At 70.8% G+C, this 22,050-nt stretch carries 19 protein-coding genes and 1 pseudogene; 12 read left to right on the top strand and 8 right to left on the bottom strand.

All coding sequences use genetic code 11. The features are described 5' to 3' along the window. Nucleotides 1–43: 43 nt before the first annotated feature. The 5 genes from O7543_RS12130 (at nucleotide 44) to O7543_RS12150 (ending at nucleotide 6,444) form a co-directional block, all read left to right on the top strand. Nucleotides 44–1,390, top strand: a complete 1,347-nt coding sequence (locus tag O7543_RS12130) for an ABC transporter substrate-binding protein (RefSeq protein ID WP_281553734.1) — start codon at nucleotides 44–46, stop codon at nucleotides 1,388–1,390. Nucleotides 1,391–1,479: 89 nt separating this feature from the next. Next, the gene (locus tag O7543_RS12135; RefSeq protein ID WP_281553733.1) at nucleotides 1,480–2,544 is read left to right on the top strand and encodes a sugar ABC transporter permease; all 1,065 of its coding nucleotides are present in this window, start codon (nucleotides 1,480–1,482) and stop codon (nucleotides 2,542–2,544) included. Between the two features lie 5 nt (nucleotides 2,545–2,549). Next, nucleotides 2,550–3,518 (top strand): carbohydrate ABC transporter permease, encoded by a 969-nt coding sequence (locus tag O7543_RS12140; RefSeq protein ID WP_281553732.1) that lies wholly within the window; start codon nucleotides 2,550–2,552, stop codon nucleotides 3,516–3,518. 49 nt (nucleotides 3,519–3,567) lie between these two features. Beyond that, nucleotides 3,568–4,635, top strand: coding sequence for a LacI family DNA-binding transcriptional regulator (locus tag O7543_RS12145; protein WP_281553731.1), 1,068 nt, complete (start codon nucleotides 3,568–3,570; stop codon nucleotides 4,633–4,635). Between the two features lie 135 nt (nucleotides 4,636–4,770). Then, a complete protein-coding gene (locus tag O7543_RS12150; protein WP_281553730.1) occupies nucleotides 4,771–6,444 on the top strand; it encodes a glycoside hydrolase family 13 protein in 1,674 nt (557 codons plus the stop codon). Here the strand turns inward: O7543_RS12150 and O7543_RS12155 are convergent. Next, entirely contained in the window at nucleotides 6,416–7,843 is a 1,428-nt protein-coding gene (locus O7543_RS12155; RefSeq protein ID WP_281553729.1) for an MFS transporter, read from the bottom strand. The genes O7543_RS12150 and O7543_RS12155 overlap by 29 nt on opposite strands. Nucleotides 7,844–7,944: 101 nt before the next feature. Here O7543_RS12155 and O7543_RS12160 point away from each other — a divergent pair, with 101 nt between their 5' ends. The 3 genes and pseudogenes from O7543_RS12160 (at nucleotide 7,945) to O7543_RS12175 (ending at nucleotide 10,670) form a co-directional block, all read left to right on the top strand. Then, nucleotides 7,945–8,511 carry a hypothetical protein gene (locus O7543_RS12160; protein WP_281553728.1) on the top strand — a complete coding sequence of 189 codons (567 nt, stop codon included), beginning with the start codon at nucleotides 7,945–7,947 and terminating at the stop codon, nucleotides 8,509–8,511. Between the two features lie 2 nt (nucleotides 8,512–8,513). Continuing rightward, nucleotides 8,514–9,166 (top strand): annotated as a pseudogene (locus O7543_RS30200) (nucleotidyl transferase AbiEii/AbiGii toxin family protein). 205 nt (nucleotides 9,167–9,371) lie between these two features. Then, nucleotides 9,372–10,670, top strand: a complete 1,299-nt coding sequence (locus tag O7543_RS12175; RefSeq protein ID WP_281553725.1) for an MFS transporter — start codon at nucleotides 9,372–9,374, stop codon at nucleotides 10,668–10,670. Here O7543_RS12175 and O7543_RS12180 read toward each other — a convergent pair. Then, nucleotides 10,661–11,413: a DUF2306 domain-containing protein gene (locus O7543_RS12180; RefSeq protein ID WP_281553724.1), complete on the bottom strand. Its 753-nt coding sequence runs from the start codon at nucleotides 11,411–11,413 to the stop codon at nucleotides 10,661–10,663. The genes O7543_RS12175 and O7543_RS12180 overlap by 10 nt on opposite strands. A gap of 81 nt (nucleotides 11,414–11,494) precedes the next feature. On the opposite strand from O7543_RS12180, the gene O7543_RS12185 reads away from it, so the two are divergent. Then, nucleotides 11,495–12,088, top strand: coding sequence for a TetR/AcrR family transcriptional regulator (locus O7543_RS12185; RefSeq protein ID WP_281553723.1), 594 nt, complete (start codon nucleotides 11,495–11,497; stop codon nucleotides 12,086–12,088). Nucleotides 12,089–12,248: 160 nt separating this feature from the next. Here the strand turns inward: O7543_RS12185 and O7543_RS12190 are convergent, their stop codons facing one another. Then, nucleotides 12,249–12,434 carry a DUF397 domain-containing protein gene (locus tag O7543_RS12190; protein ID WP_281553722.1) on the bottom strand — a complete coding sequence of 62 codons (186 nt, stop codon included), beginning with the start codon at nucleotides 12,432–12,434 and terminating at the stop codon, nucleotides 12,249–12,251. Further along, nucleotides 12,425–13,210 carry a helix-turn-helix transcriptional regulator gene (locus O7543_RS12195; RefSeq protein ID WP_281553721.1) on the bottom strand — a complete coding sequence of 262 codons (786 nt, stop codon included), beginning with the start codon at nucleotides 13,208–13,210 and terminating at the stop codon, nucleotides 12,425–12,427. The genes O7543_RS12190 and O7543_RS12195 overlap by 10 nt, the downstream gene beginning before the upstream one ends. 189 nt (nucleotides 13,211–13,399) lie before the next feature. Here O7543_RS12195 and O7543_RS12200 point away from each other — a divergent pair, with 189 nt between their 5' ends. After that, nucleotides 13,400–13,786, top strand: a complete 387-nt coding sequence (locus tag O7543_RS12200; RefSeq protein ID WP_281553720.1) for a hypothetical protein — start codon at nucleotides 13,400–13,402, stop codon at nucleotides 13,784–13,786. Then, nucleotides 13,779–14,054 (top strand): hypothetical protein, encoded by a 276-nt coding sequence (locus O7543_RS12205; RefSeq protein ID WP_281553719.1) that lies wholly within the window; start codon nucleotides 13,779–13,781, stop codon nucleotides 14,052–14,054. Before O7543_RS12200 ends, O7543_RS12205 begins: the two co-directional genes overlap by 8 nt. A 479-nt stretch (nucleotides 14,055–14,533) precedes the next feature. Here O7543_RS12205 and xylB read toward each other — a convergent pair whose 3' ends face one another. Then, nucleotides 14,534–15,952 (bottom strand): xylulokinase, encoded by a 1,419-nt coding sequence (xylB, locus tag O7543_RS12210; RefSeq protein WP_281553718.1) that lies wholly within the window; start codon nucleotides 15,950–15,952, stop codon nucleotides 14,534–14,536. A 51-nt stretch (nucleotides 15,953–16,003) separates the two neighbouring features. Next, nucleotides 16,004–17,191, bottom strand: coding sequence for a xylose isomerase (gene xylA, locus O7543_RS12215; RefSeq protein WP_281553717.1), 1,188 nt, complete (start codon nucleotides 17,189–17,191; stop codon nucleotides 16,004–16,006). A gap of 74 nt (nucleotides 17,192–17,265) precedes the next feature. Between xylA and O7543_RS12220 the strand changes: the two genes are divergently transcribed. Continuing rightward, entirely contained in the window at nucleotides 17,266–18,522 is a 1,257-nt protein-coding gene (locus tag O7543_RS12220) for an ROK family protein (protein ID WP_281553716.1), read from the top strand. A 15-nt stretch (nucleotides 18,523–18,537) separates the two neighbouring features. On the opposite strand, the gene O7543_RS12225 is transcribed toward O7543_RS12220, so the two are convergent. Both O7543_RS12225 and O7543_RS12230 read right to left on the bottom strand, forming a co-directional pair. After that, entirely contained in the window at nucleotides 18,538–19,992 is a 1,455-nt protein-coding gene (locus tag O7543_RS12225; protein ID WP_281555480.1) for a sugar transferase, read from the bottom strand. Nucleotides 19,993–20,264: 272 nt separating this feature from the next. Beyond that, on the bottom strand, nucleotides 20,265–22,010 hold the full coding sequence (locus O7543_RS12230; protein ID WP_281553715.1) for a substrate-binding domain-containing protein: 1,746 nt from the start codon (nucleotides 22,008–22,010) through the stop codon (nucleotides 20,265–20,267). Nucleotides 22,011–22,050 lie beyond the last annotated feature (40 nt).

The following is a 22,050-nucleotide window of genomic DNA, read 5'->3' on the forward strand; positions in this document are numbered from 1 at the left end:
CGCAGGGACGCGGGGCCCGCCGGCTAGGAAGGGAGAACGCTCCATGGCGGTCTTCACCAGACCACGCCAGGCCTCCGCGCTCGCCAGCGTGCTCGGGCTGGCCCTCGCCTCGACGGCGTGTGTTTCCGACAGCGGCACCAGCGCGGACCCGGATTCCGAGGAATGCGCCCCATACAGTGACTACCAGGGCAACGACGGCACCGAGGTGACGATCTACGCCTCGATCCGTGACGCCGAGGCGGACCTGCTCGAGCAGTCCTGGAGCGAGTTCGTCGACTGCACCGGCATCGACATCCGCTACGAGGGCAGTGGCGAGTTCGAAGCCCAGCTGCAGGTGCGGGTGGACGGCGGCAACCCGCCGGACATCGCCTTCATCCCGCAGCCCGGCCTGCTCGGGCGGTTCGCCGAGGCCGGCCAGCTGCAGGCCGCCTCCGACGAGACCAAGGCGATGGCCGAGGCCAACTACAGCGAGGACTGGCTGGCGTACGGCACGGTCGACGGCACCTTCTACGGCGCCCCGCTCGGCTCCAACGTCAAGTCCTTCGTCTGGTACTCGCCCAGCATGTTCGCCGACAACGGCTGGACCGTGCCGGAGACCTGGGACGACCTGATCACGCTCAGCGACGAGGTCGCCGCCACCGGCACCAAGCCGTGGTGCGTCGGGGTCGAGTCCGGTGACGCCACCGGCTGGCCGGCCACCGACTGGATCGAGGACATCATGCTCCGGACCCAGACGCCGGAGGTCTACGACCAGTGGACCACCCACGACATCCCGTTCAACGACCCGCGGGTCGCCGAGGCCGTCAACCAGGCCGGCTCGATCCTCAAGAACGAGGAGTACGTCAACGGCGGCTTCGGTGGCGTGGACAGCATCACCGCGACCTCGTTCCAGGATGCCGGCACCCCGATCCTCGACGGTGACTGCGCGCTGCACCGGCAGGCCAGCTTCTACGCCAACCAGTGGCCCGAGGGCACCGAGGTGGCCGAGGACGGCGACGTCTTCGCGTTCTACTTCCCGACCAACGACCCGAGCGCCGGCCAGCCGGTCCTCGGCGGTGGCGAGTTCACCGTGGCCTTCGCCGACCGGCCCGAGGTCCAGGCGGTGCAGACCTACCTGGCCTCGCCGGAGTACGCCAACAGCCGGGCCTCGCTCGGCAACTGGGTGTCGGCCAACAGCGGGCTGGACATCGCCAACGTGGAGAACCCGATCGACCGGCTCTCCGTGGAGATCCTGCAGGACGAGAACACCACGTTCCGCTTCGACGGTTCGGACCTGATGCCGGCTGCGGTCGGCGCGGGCACCTTCTGGCGCGGCATGGTGGACTGGCTCAGCGGCCAGAGCACCGCCGAGACCCTCGACTACATCGAAGGCTCCTGGCCGACCAGCTGACACCACGCGGCCGGCCCACCCACGAGCACACCGGGGGTGGGCCGGCCGCGCCATAGCTGGCTCCGGTCGACGATCCGTTGGGAGGGCGGATGTACTTCGACTTCGCTGAGCAGTACCCGAAGCTGTTGATGCTGCTGTACGGCCTGATCGCGTTCGTGGTGATCGTCGGCGGCATGCTGCTGTTGCTCGACGCGGTGCCAAGCTGGTTCGCCCGCCGACGGGAGCAGCGGCTGATCGCGGCCAGCGCCGGTGGTGGCGGCGGATCGATGCCGATCGGCCGACCCCGGCGCGGCGGCGAAGGCATGTTCGGCCTGTTCTTTCTGCTGCCGGCCCTGCTGCTACTCGGCATCGGGCTGGTCATTCCGGCCCTGCGCACCACCGTCCTGTCGTTCATGGACGGACGCAGCGAGAACTGGGTCGGCCTGGAGAACTACCGCTGGATGTTCTCCCAGGACGAGATCATCCAGGTGCTGACCAACACCCTGATCTGGGTGATCCTGGTGCCGACGGTGGCGACCGCGATCGGCCTGCTCTACGCGATCATGGTGGACAAGGCCCGGTTCGAGGCGCTGGCCAAGTCGCTGGTCTTCATGCCGATGGCGATCTCCTTCGTCGGCGCCAGCATCATCTGGCGGTTCGTCTACGCGTACCGGGGCGGCGAACAGGAGCAGTACGGCCTGCTCAACTACCTGGTCACCCTGTTCGGCTTCGAGCCGCAGCGCTGGCTGCAGCTCAACGCCCCGCTGAACACGCTGCTGCTGATCGTGGTGATGATCTGGATCCAGGCCGGGTTCGCGATGGTGGTGCTCTCCGCCGCGATCAAGGCGATCCCGGCCGACATCATCGAAGCCGCCCGCCTCGACGGGGTGAACGCCTGGCAGATGTTCTGGCGGGTCACCATGCCGAGCATCCGCCCGGCGCTGATCGTCGTGGTGGTGACCATCTCGATCGCCACCCTGAAGGTCTTCGACATCGTCCGGACGATGACCAACGGCAACTACGACACCGGTGTGATCGCCAACGAGATGTACAACCAGGCGTTCCGTTACGGCCAGAACGGCTACGGCTCGGCCCTGGCGGTGTTCCTGTTCGTGCTGGTCATCCCGATCGTCATCTACCAGATCCGTAACCTGCGCAAGCAGCGGGAGGTGTGACACCCGTGACCACCACCACGCCCCCCGTGGCCGCTCCGGCCAGCAGCGGGGAGGAACGGCCCCGTACCCGGGTCGGCCGGGTCCGCAAGCGGCTCAACACTCCGACGGCGACGATCGTCGCGATCGTCATCGCGGTGATCTGGACCATTCCGACCTTCGGTCTGTTCGTCTCCTCGTTCCGACCGGCTGAGGAGATCCGGACCACCGGTTGGTGGACCTTCTTCACCAACCCGCAGGTCACCCTGCAGAACTACCAGGACGTACTGTTCGGCCGGTCCTCGTCGTCCGGGCAGTTGTCCAGCTACTTCATCAACTCACTGGTGATCACCATCCCGTCGGTGCTGTTCCCGCTGGCCTTCGCGGCACTGGCCGCGTACGCGCTGGCCTGGATCAACTTCCGCGGCCGGGACCTGATCTACATCTGCATCTTCGCGCTGCAGATCGTGCCGCTGCAGATGGCGCTGGTGCCGTTGCTGCGGTTCTTCTCGCAGGGCACCACGATCGGCGGCGTCACCATCACCCCGCCGTGGGGGCTGGACAGCTACGAACGCTATGTCCAGGTCTGGTTCGCGCACACCTGCTTCGCACTGCCGCTGGGGGTGTTCCTGCTGCACAACTTCGTGTCGCAGCTGCCCAAGGACCTGATGGAGGCGGCCCGGGTCGACGGGGCCAGCCACCCGAAGATCTTCCGGACCATCGTGCTGCCGCTGATCGCCCCGGCGCTGGCCGCGTTCGGCATCTTCCAGTTCCTCTGGGTCTGGAACGACCTGCTCGTCGCGTTGATCTTCGCGGGTGGTGAGAGTCGGGTGGCGCCACTGACGGTACGGCTGGCCGAACTCGCCGGCACCCGAGGTGACCAGTGGCAACGCCTGACGTCCGGTGCCTTCGTCTCGATCATCGTGCCGTTGATCGTCTTCCTCTCCCTGCAGCGGTATTTCGTCCGAGGGCTGCTGGCCGGCAGCGTCAAGGGCTGACCAAGGGCTGACGCCGGCCGCGACCGCGCGGATGGCGAGGTGATGATCCATGACCAGAATCGACGACGTCGCCCGGCTGGCCGGGGTCTCCACCGCGACCGTCTCGCGGGCCCTGCGGGGCCTGCCGACGGTCACCGAGGCGACCCGGCTGCGGGTCCTCGACGCCGCCGCGCAACTCGGGTACATCGTCTCGCCCAGCGCATCGCGGCTGGCCGGCGGCAAGACCCGCGCCGTCGCCGTCGTGGTGCCCCGGATCACCCGCTGGTTCTTCAGCACCGTCGTCGAAGCCGCCGAGAACACGCTGCAGGAAGCCGGCTACGACCTGCTGCTGTACAACCTCGGCGGGCGGGAGAACGCCCGGCAGCGGATGATGCTGCACACCGCCAGCCTGCGCCACCGGGTGGACGCGTTGATGCTGGTCGCCACCCCGCTGCACCGGTCCGACTTCGCCGCCATCTCCGCGTTGGGCATGCCGGGGGTGACGGTCAGCTCCGGCACCGGCGTACCCGGCTGGCCCAGCATCCGGATCGACGACGTGGCCGCCGCCCGGACCGCCACCGGCCACCTGATCGGGCTCGGGCACCGGCGGATCGCCCACATCTCCGGCAACTCCGGCGAAGAACTGGCCTTCACCGCCCACCTGGACCGTCGCCGCGGCTACCGGGAGGCGCTGGTCGCGGCCGGCCTCACCCCGGACCCGGCGCTGGACGTGGAGGGCGACTTCACCATCGCCGGCGGCGGGCTGGCCACTACCGAACTGCTGCGCCGCGGCCCGGTGCCGACCGCGATCTTCGCCGCCTGCGACGAGATGGCGCTCGGCGCCATCGCCGTCCTGCGCCAGGCCGGACTGCGGGTGCCGGCCGACGTCAGCGTGATCGGCATCGACGACCACGACGTGGCCCGGGTGGTCGGGCTGACCACCGTCGCCCAACCTGCCGCCGAGCAGGGCCGACTGGCCGCCGGCACGCTGCTCGGCCCACTCGCAGCCGGAACGCCGCCCGGCCCACTCGCAGCCGGCCCACTTGCCGGCACCGCCGGCACGCCGACCGACACGGTGACCCTGCCCACCCGGCTGGTGGTCCGCGAGTCGACCGCGCCACCCCGAGAAACGGGATGACCGCCACCGCGTGAAACCGGGTAACCGCACCGGCCGACCTGGTAAACCCACGTACGAGGCACCGCTGACCCCGCCGCCAGGGCGTTCCTGGCAGCGGGGCAGCCCGCCAACCGAGCTGAGTTGAGGAGCACACTGGTGAACACGCCATCGACCCGTACCCGTGACGGTGCCGGCACCGAATGGTGGCGGGAGGCGGTCATCTACCAGATCTACCCGCGGTCGTTCGCCGACTCCGACGGCGACGGCATCGGTGACCTGCCCGGCGTCGTCGCCCGACTGGACGACCTCGTCGCCCTCGGCGTCGACGCGATCTGGCTGTCACCGTTCTACCCGTCGCCGCAGGCCGACGCCGGCTACGACGTGGCCGACTACCGCGACGTCGACCCGATCTTCGGCCGGCTGGCCGACGCCGACCGCCTGATCGCCGAGGCCCACGACCGGGGGCTGCGGGTGATCGTCGACCTGGTGCCGAATCACACGTCGTCGGCGCACCCCTGGTTCGTCGAGGCGCTCGGCGCCGAGCCGGGCAGCCCGGCCCGGGACCGGTACATCTTCCGCGACGGCCGCGGCCCAGATGGGGACCAGCCGCCGAACAGCTGGCGGTCCGTCTTCGGCGGCCCGGCCTGGACCAGGACCGACAACCCGGACGGTACGCCGGGCCAGTGGTATCTGCACCTGTTCGACGCCGGCCAGCCCGACCTCAACTGGGACTCGACGCAGGTCCGCGACGAGTTCGTGGCCATCCTGCGGTTCTGGCTGGACCGGGGCGTCGACGGCTTCCGGGTCGACGTGGCGCACGGCCTGGTCAAACAGGCCGACCTGGCCGACTGGCACTACCCGGAGGAAACCACCTCCGGCAATCACGTCGACCAGCCCCGGCCGCCGATGTGGGACCAGGACGGCGTACACGAGATCTACCGGCAGTGGCGGTCGGTGCTGGACGCGCACCCCGGTCAGCAGATCCTGGTCGCCGAGGCGTGGGTGCAGCCGGCGGAGCGGCTCGCCGCGTACGTCCGGCCGGACGAGATGCACCAGGCGTTCAACTTCGAGTACCTGGAGGCGGCGTGGACCTCCGAGGCGCAGCGTACGGTGATCGAACGGTCGTTGGCCGCCACCGAGGCCGTCGGCGCGCCCACCACCTGGGTGTTGTCCAACCATGACGTGCTGCGCCACGCCACCCGGCTGGCGCTGCCGATCGGCGCGGCCCGGCCGCGCGGCATCGGCGCGAACGACCCGCAGCCGGACACCGCGCTCGGGCTGCGCCGGGCCCGCGCCGCCACCCTGCTGATGCTGGCGCTGCCCGGCTCGGCATACCTCTACCAGGGTGAGGAGCTGGGTCTGCCGGAGCACACCACGCTGCCGGACGAGGTCCGGCAGGACCCGACCTGGCGGCGCACCGACCACACCGAGCGCGGCCGGGACGGCTGCCGGGTGCCGATCCCGTGGGAGGCGGACAGCCCGTCCTACGGGTTCGGGCCGACCGACGCCAGCTGGCTGCCGCAGCCACCGGTGTGGGCCGAGTACGCCCTCGACCGGCAGCGCGACGTGCCGGGGTCGACCTACGAGCTGTACCGGACGGCGCTGCGGCTGCGCCGCGAGCTGGGGCTCGGCGCCGGCCGGCTGCGGTGGCTGGAGTCGCCGGAGGACGTGCTCGCCTGCTGCGTCGACGAGGTGACCGTGGTGACGAACTTCGGTGTCGAGCCGGTGTCGCTGCCGCCGGGCACCGAACCGCTGATCGCCAGCGGTCCGCTGACCGGCAACGGGCGGGTGCCGACCGACGTCACCGTCTGGGCCCGGCAACGTCAGTGACCGTGGGTTCACCGGCCCGGACGTCGAGCAGGCGGTGCACGTCGGCGATGTCGCCCGGCGCCGACCGGGACGCCAGCCAGTACATGATCCCGGTCGGGATGAAGAACAGCTGGAACACGGCCAGGCCGACGGCGTAGTTCAACGGCGGTGGGACGACACCGCCGACCGCCCGCAGGGCGACCGGCAGCAACGCGTTGCCGGTCGCCCGCCCCACCCCGTTGACCAGGTTGCCGAGGCTGTAGACGGTGCCCCGGTGCTCCGGCGGATTGACGTCGGCGATCAACGCGAACCAGTTCGGCGAGTTCGCCGACGTCAACGCCAGGGCGAGCAGTGCGGTGAGGAAGCTCAGCCCGATCGTCGGCTCGGTGAACACGCCGCGCAGCACGGCGGCGGTCACCGCACCGGCACCCGCGCCGTCCGGCACGTCGATGCGCATCGGGACGAAGAACAACACCAGGTAGAACGGCACCGCCGCGAGGATGCCGACCGCCGCGACCAGGGCCCGACCCCGGGGGGTACGCCGCTGCAGCCGGTCGCCGACCAGCCCGCCGACGATCGACAGCGCGCCGCCGAGTTGGAACAACGTGGCGAAGACGCTGCCGACGATGATCGCCGTACCGGCGGTGTAGCCCTGCTCCTCGGCGCGGGCCCGGAACAGCGCCGGCAGCCAGACCAGCGAGCCGAACGCCACCTGGGCGGTGAGCCCTTGCGCCACCAGCCAGACGTTGGTCCGCCGCCGGGCGATCGTCGGCAGGTCGGCCCGGCTGATCCGGTGCTCGTACTCGCCGCCGGCGGCGAACCGGTCGGCCAGCTCCGGCTGGCTCTGTCCGCGCCGCACGTCGACGGTGAACAGGTACGCGACCGTGGCGACCAGCCCGGCGGCGGCGAGCACCAGGAACGGCCGCCGCCAGTCGGCGTGCCCGAGCAGCCCGCCGAGCAGGGTGCCGGCCAGCGTGCCGACGCCCTGCGACAGCCCCCAGAAACTCATCACCAGGCCCCGCCGGCCGGGGGTGATCAGGTCGCTGACCACGGAGAAGCCGACCGAGGCGACCGCGCCGAGGCCGACGGCGGCGACGAGCTGCGCGGCGAAGAACACCGGGTAGCTGCCGGCGAGGGCGGTACCGGCCGCGCCGAGCCCCCAGATCACCGTACCGGCCATCAGCAGCGGCTTGCGGTCGCCGCGGTCGCCGACGTACGCCCAGCCGACCGCGGCGACCGCGCTGACCAGGAAGGTCGCGGCGGTGACCGCGCCGATCGCCCCTTCCGGTACGGCGTACGTGTCGGCGATGCTGCCGTACAGCGGCGGGACCAGCCCGATCGCCACGTTGTCCAGCGAGGCGAGCACGATGAACACGACGACGCTGTAGACGCGGTGCACCCGCCCGCCGGTCAGCGACATGCCGATGAGTATGAGTCAGCGCGCCGTCGATCGGTGCGCGGGCCACCGTCAGCAGAGCAGAATGTCCAGCACGCTTGGCCCAGCCTGATAGGCTTCTCTGCGTGGGTCAGCACTCCGAGGACGATCTGCGGGCGGTCATCGCCAGATACGAGGCGACCAGGTCAGCCGCTCTGACCTCACGAGACGAGCAGTTGCGGGCGTTCCACGCGGCCGGCTGGCGGCCGGTGGACCTGCAGCGGGTAACCGGATACAGCCGGGAGACGATCCGCCAGGCCCTGCGACCGGAGGTCCGGCAGGCGTCCAACCGCAGCCGACGCAAGACCGCACCGCAGCCGCCGGCGGACTACCGCCCCTACGGGGACCGCAAGCCGTACGTCGTGGCCGACAACCTCACCGCGCTGACCGGCCCGACCGCAGGCGTGGTCACTCTTCCCCGGCATATGGACTGGTCCGGCAACGCGGAGTACGACCTGAGCCGGCCCGCTCGCCTCGCCAGTATGTACAAGGTGGTGCTCGCCGAGGCCGCCACGGTCGACGACCTGAACACCTGGATCAACGCCGACCTGCTCCGGCGGCTGTGGCCCACGCTCTGGCTGCCGCCCCAACTGCGGCGACTCTGGGAGGAGACCTTTCCCGAACTCGTCGCCACCGGCACGAACGCCGCATAGCAGTGGACGCCTTTCACGAACGACTCGCCCGCACCGGGCTTGCCGCCGCCCGCCGGTACGGTTTCGCACTCGCCGGCGGCTACGCCGTCCAAGCCGCCGGCCTGCTCGAACGCCCCAGTGAGGACGTCGACCTGTTCACGGCCTCGGACCGCCGCGACGAATTCAGCACCGCAGTCACCGCCGTCGTGGATGGCTACCGCGACGACGGCCTGACCGTCGACATTGAGCGACGTACGACACGTTCGCCCGGCTGACGGTCTCCGACAGCACCCGTGTCTCGAAGGTGGAGCTGGGTGTGGACTGGCGCGCCAACGAACCCATCCTCATGGCGATTGGACCGGTGCTCCACCCTGACGACGCGGTCACGAACAAGATGAGCGCTCTCTACGGGCGAGCATACGCCCGCGACTTCATCGACATCGACGCCACGCTCCGATCCGGCCGCTACACCCAGGAAGCCCTCCTCGATCTCGCACAGCACGCCGACCGCGGCTTCGACCGACGCATCTTCGCCGACGCGCTGGGACAAGCCAGTCGGCTCGATCCCGACGAATTCGCTCCGTACGGCGTCACCGACCAGGCGCTGGACGACCTCCGCGATCAGTTCGCCGCATGGCGCCGCAAGCTACTCGACGGGCAGCACCCAACGTCTTGACCCGCAAGGTCGTCGAGGCCGGCGGCGAGTTGACACGTCCGTTGCGACCGGATTTCGGCATTGATATGTCCGGCGACGCGGCTCGCGTCTGCTTTCCGCTGGGGCGAGAACCTACTGGCGGCGTGACCGACGGTGTTGGAATGCTATCGGGATGGCCGTTCGGGAAGCTGTGCCGTCGTTCGTCCGGTCTTCGCCGTACTGGCCGGTGGTGAGGCATCGGGTTCTACAGCGGCTGCTTCCCGGGTTCGCGTTGTCGTATGTGGGCGAAGGCATGAGCCTGCTCGCGGTCAGTTGGCTCGCGATCCAGTTGGTGCCTGAGCGCAGCGCCGGGGTCTGGGTGGCGGTGGCGGTCGCCGCATACACGCTGCCGGGCGCGCTCGGCACCGTGCTGTTCGGCCGGCTGCTGAACGGTCGCAGTGGTGCCCCACTAGCGGCGTGGGACGCAGTCCTGCGGGCGGTGGTACTGGCGATGATCCCAGTGGTGTATCTCGCCGGCGTACTCGACATCGCGCTGTACGCCCTGCTGTTGGGGCTTTCCTCGCTGTTGCGGTCCTGGGGGTCGGCGGGCCGGTTCACCCTCATCGCCGAACTGCTGCCGCAGGAACACCGCCTGGCGGGCAATGCGCTCATCGGCCTGTTCGCCGAGGCGTCGATGCTGGTCGGTCCGGCATTGGCGGCGATCCTCATCGGTGTCGGCGGTCCCGTCCTCGTCATCGCCGTCACCGCCGCGACCTTCGCCGTCCTCGCGATCACCTACCTGGTCGCCGTGCCGAGGACCGCCCGTGCCCCGATCGAGCAGCGGCAGGCGTCGAGCCTGGCCGGCTTCACCGCGATTCGGCGCGACCGCACCCTGTTGGGCCTGTCCGCCCTGACCTTCGGATTCTTCTTCCTCTACGGACCGGTGCAGTTGGCGCTACCGATCCACGCCGTGCAGACACTCGGCGGCTCGGTCGGTGCCCTCGCCGCGTTCTGGACGGTGTTCGGGGTCGGAGCGATCGTCGGCGGCTTCGCCGCCGGCTACCTCCGCCGCTGGCCACTGTGGCCGACTACCATCGCCATCGTGCTCGGTTGGGGGGCGGCGCTGCTGCCACTCGGCCTCGGCGCACCCACCGGCATCGCCCTCGCCGCGTTCGCGATCGGCGGACTGATCTGGGCACCGTTCCCCGCCACCACGATGGCCCTGCTGCAACGCTCCACCGACGGCACCATGAGAGCACCCGTACTCGCCGCGTACGCCGCCATCGTGACCCTGTCCGTGCCGCTCGGCACCATGGCCGGCGGGCCACTGATCACCGGCATCGGCGCCCAACCCACCATCGTCGCCTCGGCCGTGCTGACACTGGCCTTCGGCGCGGCGGCGGCAGGTATCGCGTTGTTCAGGGCGTACCGATCGAAGCACGGCAGGCAGGAAGTCCACGACCAGCCAGGCGAGCCCATACAAGGTGCTGACGGCTCGGTCCCGATCGCCGCAGGCACCAGTGCGGCGCACCAGGATCAGCCCTGATCCACGGGCTTCAGGTCGACGAGCCGGAATGAGGGCAGCCCGCGTCGGCGGATCAGCCACTCGGCGACGATCACGTTGGGCAACCAGGACAGGAACGGCACGGCGGCGTAGGCGGTCTCGAACAGCAGGTCCGGGTCCGCGTCCGGTCCGGCGAACGGCAACTGTACGACGATGAGGACGCCGACCCACGAGCGCAGGGTCACAGCAGCGAACGTCAACGCGTAGTTGCGGATCATCCAGGCCTGATGCTGACGCAGGTCCCGCCGCCGCGCGGTGTCGAACCCGCGCCACGCCGTGAACGCCCACAGCAGCGCGACTGCGCCGAACCCGAAGAAGCCGACCATCCGGGCCTGGTTGAACGGCAGCATCACCAGCGCGCTCACCGCCGCGACGCCGACGGTGAGCAGGTACGCCACGCCGACCGAGCGGTGGGCCATCGGCCAGCGGCGGCGCAGTCGCTGGGAGAACTGCCACGGCCCGAGCAGCAGCGCGAGCGACCCGAGGGCGACGTGGACGTAGAAGGCCCACCGGACCTGCAGCGGCGCGTCCACGTAGGTGCGGGCCAGCCCGGCACCGTCGTCGGCGAGGGCGCGCAGGTCGGCGCTGGCGTAGGTGTACAGCGAGAATCCGCCGATCGCGAGCGAGGTGAGCAGCACCGCCGTCCAGCCGGTGCGGGACCGCCGCACCGGTCTTCTGCTGGTCGTTCGCACCGGTGGTGACGCCACCACTGCCGTGTCGCTCATGACCGCCCCCTTGGCAAGTATGTAAGTGCCATTCACAATGTAAGTGACGTCAACATACGGCCTGATGTTAATGTCGTCAACATGGCAGCTGGGGCCACTCGCCGGACGTACCACCACGGAGCGCTACGCGATGCGCTGCTCGCCGGTGCCCGGGAGTTGCTGGCCGAACGCGGCGCGGAGGCCTTCAGCCTCAACGAGCTGGCCCGGCGGGTCGGCGTCAGCTCCGCAGCGCCGTACCGGCACTTCACCGACCGCGAGGCGCTGCTGTCCGCGCTGCGTGACGAGGGGTACGACGCATTCGGTGCCGCTCAGCGCGCAGCCGCCGCGCAGGCAACCGACCCCGCCGACCGGATCATCCGCCTGGTCGCCGCGTACCTGCGCTTCGCCGAGGAGAACAGCGCGATCTTCGGCATGATGTTCCGGTACTGGTCGTGGGCCGAGGTGCGGCCCGACACCTTCGCCCCTCTGGTGGGGGCGGTGGCCGAGGCGCAGGAGGCGGGTTTCCTGCCCGCCGGTCAGTCCGCCACCACGCTGGCCCGCACCATCTGGTGCACCGTTCATGGCCTGACCACCCTGCGTCTCACCGGTGGCCTGACGAAACTCGGCCTGGACGCCCCGACGGACCAGCTGATCCGCGACACGTTCGCGGCGATCCTGCGCGACCCGGCCGGCTGAGATTGACGTCGTCGAGGTGAGGCTGACGCACGCTATTTTCGTGTTTTAACGTGCGTCAGCCTCACCTCGACGAACGCGGAGGAGCCCCGGGACCGTGGCGACTGGGGCGGGGTCCTGGGGCTCTGTGTGCTCCGGCTACGGAAAGCGGTTCGTCGCGGGCTCAGGCGTACGCCTTGGCCAGCTCGACGAAGCTCGACCACGACGACGGGGCGAACGCCAACGAGCCGCCGTCGCGGTTCTTGGTGTCCCGGACGTAGACGCGGCCCGGCAGGTTGTCGGCCACCTCGACACAGTTCGCCGAGTCGGACCTGGTGCTCTTGCGCCAACGCGCCTCGGTCAGCTCCATGTCTCGATCGCCTCCATGATCATCTCGTGGGACTGCTGGCCGGGCAGAGCGTACCCCCGGATCGTCTCCCAGTCCTCTTCCAGCGCCTCGGTGGCATCCGTGGCTTCGATCAGCCGCCCTTCCAGGTGGCCTTCGAGGAAGCCGACCGTCCGGCCATCCACGGTCGCGAGCACCATCGGCCCGAGCACCCCGGGATAACCCCCGGTGGCAAATGGCACGATGTGCACCTGCACGTTCTGCCGTTGGTTGGCGTCGGCGATCGCCTTCAACTGGTCGCGCATCACCTCCGACCCGCCCACGGAGCGGCGTAGCACCATTTCGTCGAGCACCACCACCAGTCGGCAGGCGTTGGTGGCCCGGGTGACGATTTCCTGCCGGTCCAGTCGGGCGGCCAGGGTCGGCTCAAGCTCCTCCGGCCTGGTGTTGAGCGCCTGCAACAGAGCCCGCGCGTACGCCTCGGTTTGCAGCAGGCCGGGCATCACCATCGGTTGGAATATCCGCAGCAGTCTCGCGCGCCCCTCGTACTCGACGAACGGGCGGTACCACACCGGGGTCCACTCGCCACGGATGAACTGGCGATAGAACTTCACGAACCCGGTGCCGTACGCCCGGTCGACCGCCCCGAGGTAGTCCGGCAGCGCCGGCCGCTCGCCGCGCTCCACCGCCCCGACGTGCGACGCCGAGAAGTGCAGGCGCTCACCCCAGGACTCCTGGGTGAGCCCCAGCATCTCTCGGACGCGACGGAGGTCCTCTACCAGATACTCGCTCGCAGACATAGCCTTTCACGTCCCCCAATTCATCACGGCGCACCACTGACCGGTGCCGGACGATTGCTGGAGCCACCCGTCGGAGCGCCATGGCCACCTAGTCACCCTCGGTCGCCATTCATCTTCCGCCGAGTGGGGCTGGCAGTCCAGGGTGGAAATTGACGGATACCTCGATCGTCTTCACCCGAAGGGGGAACAGTGCCCAGGAATGACGGCATCGGCGGAACTCCCCGCCTCGCCCGGTACATCTCGTTCAGATCTGCGGACCATTCGGCAGCATCCATTCCCGACCCGCCGGACCGGCTCACCCGGTCCCCCGAGCTGTCCCGGGTGGTCCACGACGCGAACTCGACCGCCCGTACCCACATCCCGAACCGAACCACCGGCGAGTGTCACCGGTGCGGCGGCGTGCCTGGACCCTGCCGGCCGTTCCTGCGGGCGATCGCCATCCTGGACCGGTGGGACCCCAGTAGCGCCCGGCGGATCCGAGCCGTGCTCCATCTCTCCGGGCTGATGACCGCCGGCTACCCGCACGACGACCAGGACGAGTCCGCCGGATCGTACGGAGCGTCGGACGATGCCTGACGACGAGGCTCTGGTGTGCCCCGGTGATCTGGTGGCGCTGCGGCAGTGCGACCACGTGGACGGCAAGCGCCCGGTCCGGCTCCGGGTCCAGGAGGTCTGGCCCTCCCCCGAGTGGCGCTCGTGGGTGCTGCTCTACGGCAGGGAAATCAACGACGAGGAACCTGACCGCGACGGCAAGGCGGTCGGGGTCCAGGCGTTCAAGGACGTGCTCGGCCGGCCGGGCGTTGTGATCAAGGCGGACCGGAGGCTACCGCCCGGTCCCTGCTGAACGCCCGTCGGTCGGCCCGCCGAAATCTCCCCGGGCGGGCCGACCGACGGGTCAGCGGCGGGGTGCCGACGACGGCAGCACAGGCCCCACGCCGCCTGGCTGAGCGCCGCCGCTTTGCGTAACCGCCGGAGTTCCTTTACCAGAAACCTGCTGCCGCTCATAGACCTTCGCGCCCCTCAATTCAACACCGGACGCCACGCGCCGGCCACCGGCACTCCCGACCCCACCCACAGCCCTTCCGCGTCACCACCGAGTCACTCCGGGTGGTCATCCATCTTCCGTCGACGGAGGGTGGCGGTCCAGGATGGAAATTGACGGACAGCGTCCCCTGAACGCCCCGGGGCGCAGCACATCCCACCGGTCTTTGGAACCCCGAGGGGGGCCGGCAACCCCCGACCGGGTGTCTCGGACGGGAGACCCGGGAAGCTGCGCCTCGGGGTCCGCACCTGCGATGCCAGGGAGAGGGCTCCGCCGCGAGATCAGCCGGCGGTGACCCGGTTCAGGACGTGGTCGCGGGCGTCGGCGTACCGGGTGCGGATGGCGGGCACCGCGTCGGCTGCGTACTCCTCGGTGTCGGCCGGGGTCCAGTCCGGCGCGTCGGCGGTGCCCAGCGCCAGCCAGGCGGCCTGCCGGGCGGCACCGTCGGCGACGTACTCCCCCGGCGGCGGCACCAGCACCGGGCAGCCGAACACCTCGGGCGCGATCCGGCGTACCGCCGCAGAGCGCGCCCCGCCGCCGACCAGGATGACCCGGCTGACGGCCGCGCCCTGCGCGACCAGGGCGTCCAGGCCGTCGGCGAGCGCGCAGAGCATGCCCTCGACGGCGGCCCGCGCCAGATGCGCGGGGGTGCTGGTGGCCAGGGTGAGCCCGTGCAGTGAGCCGGTGGCCGTCGGCCGGTCCGGGGTGCGTTCCCCTTCGAGGTACGGCACCAGCACCAGCCCGTCGGCGCCGGCCGGCGCGCTCAGCGCCAACTCGGCGAGCCGCTCGTGGTCGACGCCGAGCATCTTCGCGGCGGCGTCGAGCACCCGGGCGGCGTTGAGGGTGGCGACCAGTGGCAGGAACCGGCCGGTGGTGTCGGCGAAGCCGGCGACCGTGCCGCTGGGGTCGGCGGCCGGGGTGTCGGCGACGCTGAACACGGTGCCGGAGGTGCCGATCGAGACGATCACGTCGCCGGGGCGGGCACCGACGCCGAGCGCGGCGGCGGCGTTGTCACCGGCGCCGGGGCCGAGCGGAGCGCCGGAGCGCAGCGCACCGGCCGGGTCGGTGGGGCCGAGCACCGTCGGCACCAGCGGCGTCCGGCCGAAGGCGTGTTCGAGCAGGTCGGGGCGGTACCGGCCGGTGGCTGCCGACCAGTAGCCGGTGCCGCTGGCGTCGCTGCGGTCGGTGCGCAGCGCGGCCAGGTCGCCGGTGCCGGCGAGCCGCCAGGTCAGCCAGTCGTGCGGCAGGCAGACCGCAGCCGTACGGTCGGCCGATGCCGGCTCGGTGCGGGCCAGCCAGCGCAGTTTGGTGATGGTGAAGCTGGCCACCGGCACCAGGCCGACCGCGTCCGCCCAGGCCTGCCGGCCGGCGGTGCCGCCGCCGAACTCGTCGATCAGTTCGGCGGCGGCACCGGCCGAGCGGGTGTCGTTCCACAGCAGGGCCGGCCGGACCACCTGGCCGGCCTCGTCCAGGCAGACCATGCCGTGCTGTTGGCCGGCGACGGCGGCGGCGGCCACGTCGTCCAGCCCGCCGGCGGAGTCGACGGCCTGTTGCAGCGCCGTCCACCAGGCGTCCGGGTGCACCTCGGTGCCGTCCGGGTGCGCCGCCCGGCCCTCACGGACCAGCTTTCCGGTGTCCGCGTCGCGGATCACCACCTTGCACGACTGGGTCGACGAGTCGACGCCGGCGACGAGGGTCACGGCTGGGCCTCCATGCGGGGGTCGGGCGGGTTCGCGCTGAACGGTACGGGGTCAGCGGGCGGCGAGCAGGTGCTCGACGGCGAGCTGGTTGAGGCGGACGAAGTGGAAGCCCTGCTCGGCGACGGCCTCCGGGTCGAAGTCCTCGAAGCTGGCCCGGTCGGCGAGCAGGTCGGTGTAGGTCTCGCCCGGGTTGAGGGTGGGTACGGCCAGGTCCGGAACCTTGCTGGCGGCCAGAGCCTCCTGCACCTCGGGGTCGGCCCGGAACGCGGCGGCCCGCTCCTTGAGCAGCAGGTACGTGCGCATGTTGGCGGCGGCCGACGCCCACACGCCGGTGTAGTCCTCGGTGCGCGAGGGCTTGTAGTCGAAGTGCCGGGGGCCGTCGTAGGCGGGGGTGCCGTCGGGGCCGCCGTTCTCCAGCAGGTCGACCAGGGAGAACGCGTTCAGCAGGTCGCCGTGGCCGAAGACCAGGTCCTGGTCGAACTTGACGCCGCGTTGGCCGTTGAGGTCGATGTGGAACAGTTTGCCGTGCCACAGGGCCTGGGCGATGCCGTGGGTGAAGTTGAGCCCGGCCATCTGCTCGTGGCCGACCTCGGGGTTGAGGCCGACCAGCTCCGGGTGGGCCAGGCTGGAGATGAACGCCAGGGCGTGGCCGACGGTGGGCAGCAGGATGTCGCCGCGCGGCTCGTTGGGCTTGGGCTCGATGGCGAAGCGCAGGCCGTAGCCGCGGTCGAGGACGTACTGGCCGAGCAGGTCGACGGCCTCGCGGTAGCGGTCGAGCGCGGCCCGGATGTCCTTGGCGTGGTCGTACTCGGAGCCTTCCCGGCCGCCCCACATGACGAAGGTCTTCGCGCCGAGCTCGGCGGCGAGGTCGATGTTGCGCAGCACCTTGCGCAGCGCGAACCGCCGGATGGAGCGGTCGTTGCTGGTGAAGCCGCCGTCCTTGAAGATCGGGTGGCCGAACAGGTTGGTGGTGACCATCGGCACCACCAGGCCGGTCTCCTCCAGTGCCTTGCGGAACCGGGCGATGTGCTGGTCGCGGCTGGCCGGGTCGGAGCCGAACGGGATCAGGTCGTCGTCGTGGAAGGTGATGCCGTACGCGCCGAGGTCGGCGAGCTGGTGCACCGCCTCGACGGCGTCGAGCGGGCCTCGGCTGGCGTCGCCGAACTGGTCGCGGGCCTGCCATCCAACGGTCCAGAGCCCGAAGGAGAATTTGTCGGCCGGCGTGGGCTGGACTGTCATGGTGACCTCCGCGTAACACGACAGATTTGTTTAGTGATTGAATTATTTTCCCGACGTGTGGCATTGTCAAGGCCATGCGCACGCCAGAATCCCCGCTCCGCCAGGCTGGCCTGCGCGAGCACCACCTCGGCCTGGTGCTCCGCCAGGTCGCCGCCGCCACTCGCCCACCGTCCCGCGCCGAGATCGCCGCGACCACCGGGCTGACCCGGGCCACCGTCTCGGCCCTCGTCGACGAGTTGATCGGTGGAAGCCTGCTCACCGAGGTCGCACCGGTGCCCCGGACCGGGGCCGGCCGACCGGCCACCGGCCTGACGCTCGCCGCCGACGGGCCCGCCGGTCTCGGCCTGGAGATCAACGTCGACTACCTGGCCGCCTGCCTGGTGGATCTGTCCGGAACGGTACGCCATCGGGCGGTGCTACCGGCGGATCAACGGCCACACCCGCCGGAGCTGGTGCTGGCCCGGCTCGCCGCGCTGGCCGGCGAGGTGCTCACCGCGCCGCAGGCGCGCGATCTCCCGCTCGCCGGCGCCGCGCTGGCCGTACCCGGGCTGGTGACCCGGGACGGGCTCGTCCGGCTCGCGCCGAACCTCGGCTGGCACGACGTGGACGCTCCGGCCGTGCTGGCCGCCGCCGGCAGCCCGCTCGCCGGCGTACCGCTGACCGTGGACAACGAGGCCAACCTCGCCGCCCTGGGTGAGCTGCACGCCCGCCACGGTGAGCCGGCCGACTTCGTCTACGTCTCCGGCGAGATCGGCATCGGTGCCGGGATCGTGCTGGACGGTCGCCTGTTCCGGGGCACCCGGGGGTGGAGCGGCGAGCTCGGCCACCTCGCGGTCCGGCCGGACGGACCGAGCTGCCGCTGCGGGGCACGCGGCTGTCTCGAGCAGTACGCCGGTCAGGAGGCGATCCTGCGCTCGGCCGGCCTGGCCGGGCAGGGGCTGACCGCCACCGAGGCGCTGCGCCAGGTCGCCGAGCGGGCGGCAGGCTCCGAGCCACAGGTGCGCCGCGCGTTGACGGCGGCGGCCGCCGCGCTCGGTGTGGTGCTCGCCGGGGTGGTCAACCTGCTGGATGTGCAGACCATCGTGCTCGGTGGCATCTACGCACCGCTGGCCCCATGGCTGTCGCCGGCCGTCGAGGCGGAGATAGGTCGACGGGTGCTGACCGTCGGCTGGTCACCGGTGACCGTCCGGGCCTCGCTGCTCGGCGCCGAAGCGGCGGCGACCGGCGCGGCCGGCGCGGTGGTCCGGGCGGTACGCGACCACCCGGCCCCCTGGCTGGCCGCTGGCTTACGCCAACGGCCAGCAGAGCCCGCCCGTAGCCGAGGAGAGTAGGTACCGCAGCCCAGGTCAGTACGCGCCGCGGCCGTTGACGACCGCGCCGAAGGTCTTCCACAGGATGGTCAGATCGCTGGCCAGCGACCAGTTCTCCACGTAGTAGAGGTCGAGCCGGATGCCGTCCTCCCAGGACAGGTCGGACCGGCCGCTGACCTGCCACAGGCCGGTCATTCCGGGCTTGACCAGCAGCCGGCGGGCGACGTCGCCGTCGTAGCGGGCCACCTCCGACGGCAGCGGCGGTCGCGGCCCGACCAGGCTCATGTGGCCGAACAGTACGTTGGCCAGCTGTGGCAGCTCGTCGAGCGAGTACTTGCGCAGGAACCTGCCGACGCGGGTGATACGCGGGTCGTCGCGCATCTTGAACATCAGCCCGTCGGTTTCGTTCTTGGCCGCCAGCTCGGCGAGCAGCTTGTCGGCGTCGACCACCATCGTGCGGAACTTGTAGACGTGGAACTCCCGCCCGCCCTGGCCGACCCGGACCTGCTTGAAGATGACCGGGCCCCGGCTGTCGATCTTGATCGCCAGGGCAAGCAGGGTCAGGATCGGCAGCAGCAGGGTCACCGCCAGCAGCGACACCGACCGGTCGACGAAGCCCTTGACCAGCTTGCGGGTGCCCCGGAACTCGGGTGCCTCGACGTGGATCAGCGGCAGCCCGGCGACCGGCCGGGTGTGGATCCGCGGGCCGGCCACGTCGGTCAGCGCCGGGGCCAGCACCAGGTCGATGCCGGTGCCCTCCAGTTGCCAGCCGAGCCGGCGCAGCCGGGTGGCGGTCAGCTCCCCCGACGCGGTGACCGCGACGGTGTCGGCGCCGGTGGCGGCGGCGGCGTCCGGGATGTTGCGGAACGAACCGGCGACCGGCACGTCACCGAGCCGCTGCGGCACCGGGGCCAGCAGTGCGTCCGGGATGCAGGCGCCGACCACCCGGTAGCCCGCGTACGGCTCCCGCCGCAGGGTGTGCACCAGCTCCAGCACGTGCGGGGTGTCCCCGACCACCAGCACCTTGCGGAACCACCCCGTCCCGGTGGCCCGCTGACGGTGCAGGTACTTGCGGGCACCGAACCGTCCGGCGACCAGACCGACCGTGCCGACCGCGAAGGCCACCGCCAGGAAGCCCCGGCTGATCCCGACGTTGGCGACGTAGCCGATGATCGCCACGGTGCCGGCGAGCCGAAGGCTGGCGGTGATCACCCGCCGGTACTCGTCGGCGCCGTAGCCGAGCACCCGGTCGTCGTAGCAGCGCAGCAACTTCAGCGAGGCCAGCCACGCGATCATCAGGCAGGGGGTCGTCAGGACGTAGGGTAGATCCGCTCCGGTGGCTTCCTCTGCACCGAAACGCACCAGGTAGCCGGCCAGCACGGCGGCGCAGAGCACGCCGATGTCAAGGGCTGCGATCGCCCGAATGTAGGCACGCTGTCGCGCGTGCAGCGCTGCGGTGGGCGCTCCCGGTGTGGGTTCCGGTTGCACCACCGCAGCGTTGACCAAAGTCGCCGACGTCACTAGCCCTCCCCAGCTTGCTCGAGTCGACGCAGACCCCGGGCACCTCGCTGGCCCGTCGTTGGTACCGGTGGTGCCACGGCACCCCGATATCTTGGCCCACCATCCGGCAGGGCCGAAGCTTGCGACAGATTACCGTCAGTCGGCCAGAGGGCTTCCACATTAGAGGTACTATATGGAGCCATTTCACAACCCTCAGTCACTCGATGGCTCGACATAACCCCTCAAACCGCCACAACACCGACTCAGCGCACGGTTGTCGGGCGGAGAGCGATCGCCTTGAGCAAGATGTCACCGATGTTGGCCGGATCCTCGGTTACGAACACCCCGCCGCCGGTGGTATTGGTGATCGACTCCAGTTCCTCCTGACTCACTCCGTCGCCGATGCCGATGTAGATCACCTGGATGGGCCGCTGTGGATCAGCCACCTCGGCCAGCTCGGCCAACAGCTCATCCTGGGTCAACCCGCTGTCGTCCTCGTTCCTACCATCAGTGAAGATGACCACCGAGTTGACACGCCCGGCTGCCCATTCGTCCTGCATCGTCAGATAAGCGGCGAGCGTCGTGTCGTACAAACCGGTATTTCCGTTTCGCTTCGGCACGACCTCCGACAGCGCCGCTTCCAGCTCGGCCCGACGGCTACTCAACGGGCTGATCGGGACGAGCTCCCGCCAGTCCTGCTCGCCGTCCAACTGAGTGGAGAAGATCCACAGTCCGAGGGCCCACGAATCGTCGAACAGACTGAGCCCCCGGCGGGCCGCCTCCCGGGTGAGGTCGGCGCGGGTGACGTTGTCCGCGGTGGGCACCGGCTCCAGCATCGAACCGGAGACGTCGATCACCGCGAGCATCTGAGCGGGCAGGGTGACCGACGTCCAGGTCGCGAGGGTCCGGTCGATCACCACCGGGTCCAAACCACCGGCCGCCGTACCGCCGGAGTCCGGGGTGACGGTCGCCGGAGCGGTGCCGGCCGGACTGGGTGCTCCCTGGGGGGCGCTGAAGCCGGCACCCCAGGTGCCGTCCGGCGCCCGTAGCCCCTGGTCACCGAGCCGGTTTCGAAACCCGGCACCGGTCAGCACCGAGTAGAAGCCGGCCGCCGCCGCGGCTGTCGCCGGGTCGGCACCGGGCAGCACCGCGTACGGGTAGTCGAGCGACATCGGCGCCGGCTCCAGGTACAGCGCCGCGAGCGCGATCGGCGGCTGCGCGGCGTTGTACTCGATCACGTCCTCCTCGGACAGGGCGGCGGCACCGAGCGCGGAGGCGACCGACGCGGGATCAGCCGAGCGGGGGAAGCGGGCGATCAGGTCCTCCCGCAGCGCGGACCGGCCGGTGGCCAGGGCACGCAGCGCCGCCGTGGTCGCCTGCTGCGCGTTCGCGCCTGCCTCGCCGGCCGCCTCACCGAGGGCGAGCAGGCCGGACAACCCGGCCGCATCGCGGGTCGGTTCGACGATGCCGGTCCTCAGCTCGGTGCCGGTGGTGATCTGCTGCAGCAGGTCGGTCCAGGTCAGCTGCTGGTCGGGCCAGCCCAGGTTGGTCGCCACCGGCTCGGGCATCGCGACCACCACCGGGCTGCGGGCCACCGACTCGTTGTTGGCCGGGGTGAACCCGGGGGCCAGTGAACTCAGCCGGAGCAGCCAGGTGGACGAATCGGGCACCCACACGTCCGGCGCAATCGCCGTACCGCTGGCCTGGCCGACCCCGGCCAGCGCGACACCGTGCTGCCCGGCCACCACAGCGGCCACGTCGACCGGGTCGGATGCGGTGACCTCGACCGCGACGCAGGTGTCACCGACCGCGCCGCTGTCGGCCCGCCAACGATCCGCCGCCGCCTGCACGGCGGGCGCGATCTCCGGCGCGGCGGAGACGACCAGCGGCAGCGCCCCGGAGCAGGACTCGGCGGCGAGACGTTGGTAGCCGAACCAGACCCCGGTGGTGACGACGACCAGCGCCATCGCCGCTGCGATGGCGCTGGCTCCGCGAACTCGACGTCGCATCCGATGGCGGCCTGGCACGGTCCCATACTCCGGATGAGCA

Source organism: Solwaraspora sp. WMMA2080, from assembly GCF_027497395.1.
In the GTDB taxonomy this organism is placed as follows: domain Bacteria; phylum Actinomycetota; class Actinomycetes; order Mycobacteriales; family Micromonosporaceae; genus Micromonospora_E.

Excerpts from the sequence above, each read along its gene's own strand:
- O7543_RS12130 (WP_281553734.1), top strand. The coding sequence starts at position 44 with ATGGCGGTCTTCACCAGACCACGCCAGGCCTCCGCGCTCGCCAGCGTG.
- O7543_RS12135 (WP_281553733.1), top strand. The coding sequence starts at position 1,480 with ATGTACTTCGACTTCGCTGAGCAGTACCCGAAGCTGTTGATGCTGCTG.
- O7543_RS12145 (WP_281553731.1), top strand. The coding sequence starts at position 3,568 with ATGACCAGAATCGACGACGTCGCCCGGCTGGCCGGGGTCTCCACCGCG.
- O7543_RS12155 (WP_281553729.1), bottom strand. The coding sequence starts at position 7,843 with ATGTCGCTGACCGGCGGGCGGGTGCACCGCGTCTACAGCGTCGTCGTG.
- O7543_RS12180 (WP_281553724.1), bottom strand. The coding sequence starts at position 11,413 with ATGAGCGACACGGCAGTGGTGGCGTCACCACCGGTGCGAACGACCAGC.
- O7543_RS12185 (WP_281553723.1), top strand. The coding sequence starts at position 11,495 with ATGGCAGCTGGGGCCACTCGCCGGACGTACCACCACGGAGCGCTACGC.
- O7543_RS12190 (WP_281553722.1), bottom strand. The coding sequence starts at position 12,434 with ATGGAGCTGACCGAGGCGCGTTGGCGCAAGAGCACCAGGTCCGACTCG.
- O7543_RS12195 (WP_281553721.1), bottom strand. The coding sequence starts at position 13,210 with ATGTCTGCGAGCGAGTATCTGGTAGAGGACCTCCGTCGCGTCCGAGAG.
- O7543_RS12205 (WP_281553719.1), top strand. The coding sequence starts at position 13,779 with ATGCCTGACGACGAGGCTCTGGTGTGCCCCGGTGATCTGGTGGCGCTG.
- xylA (WP_281553717.1), bottom strand. The coding sequence starts at position 17,191 with ATGACAGTCCAGCCCACGCCGGCCGACAAATTCTCCTTCGGGCTCTGG.
- O7543_RS12220 (WP_281553716.1), top strand. The coding sequence starts at position 17,266 with ATGCGCACGCCAGAATCCCCGCTCCGCCAGGCTGGCCTGCGCGAGCAC.
- O7543_RS12230 (WP_281553715.1), bottom strand. The coding sequence starts at position 22,010 with ATGCGACGTCGAGTTCGCGGAGCCAGCGCCATCGCAGCGGCGATGGCG.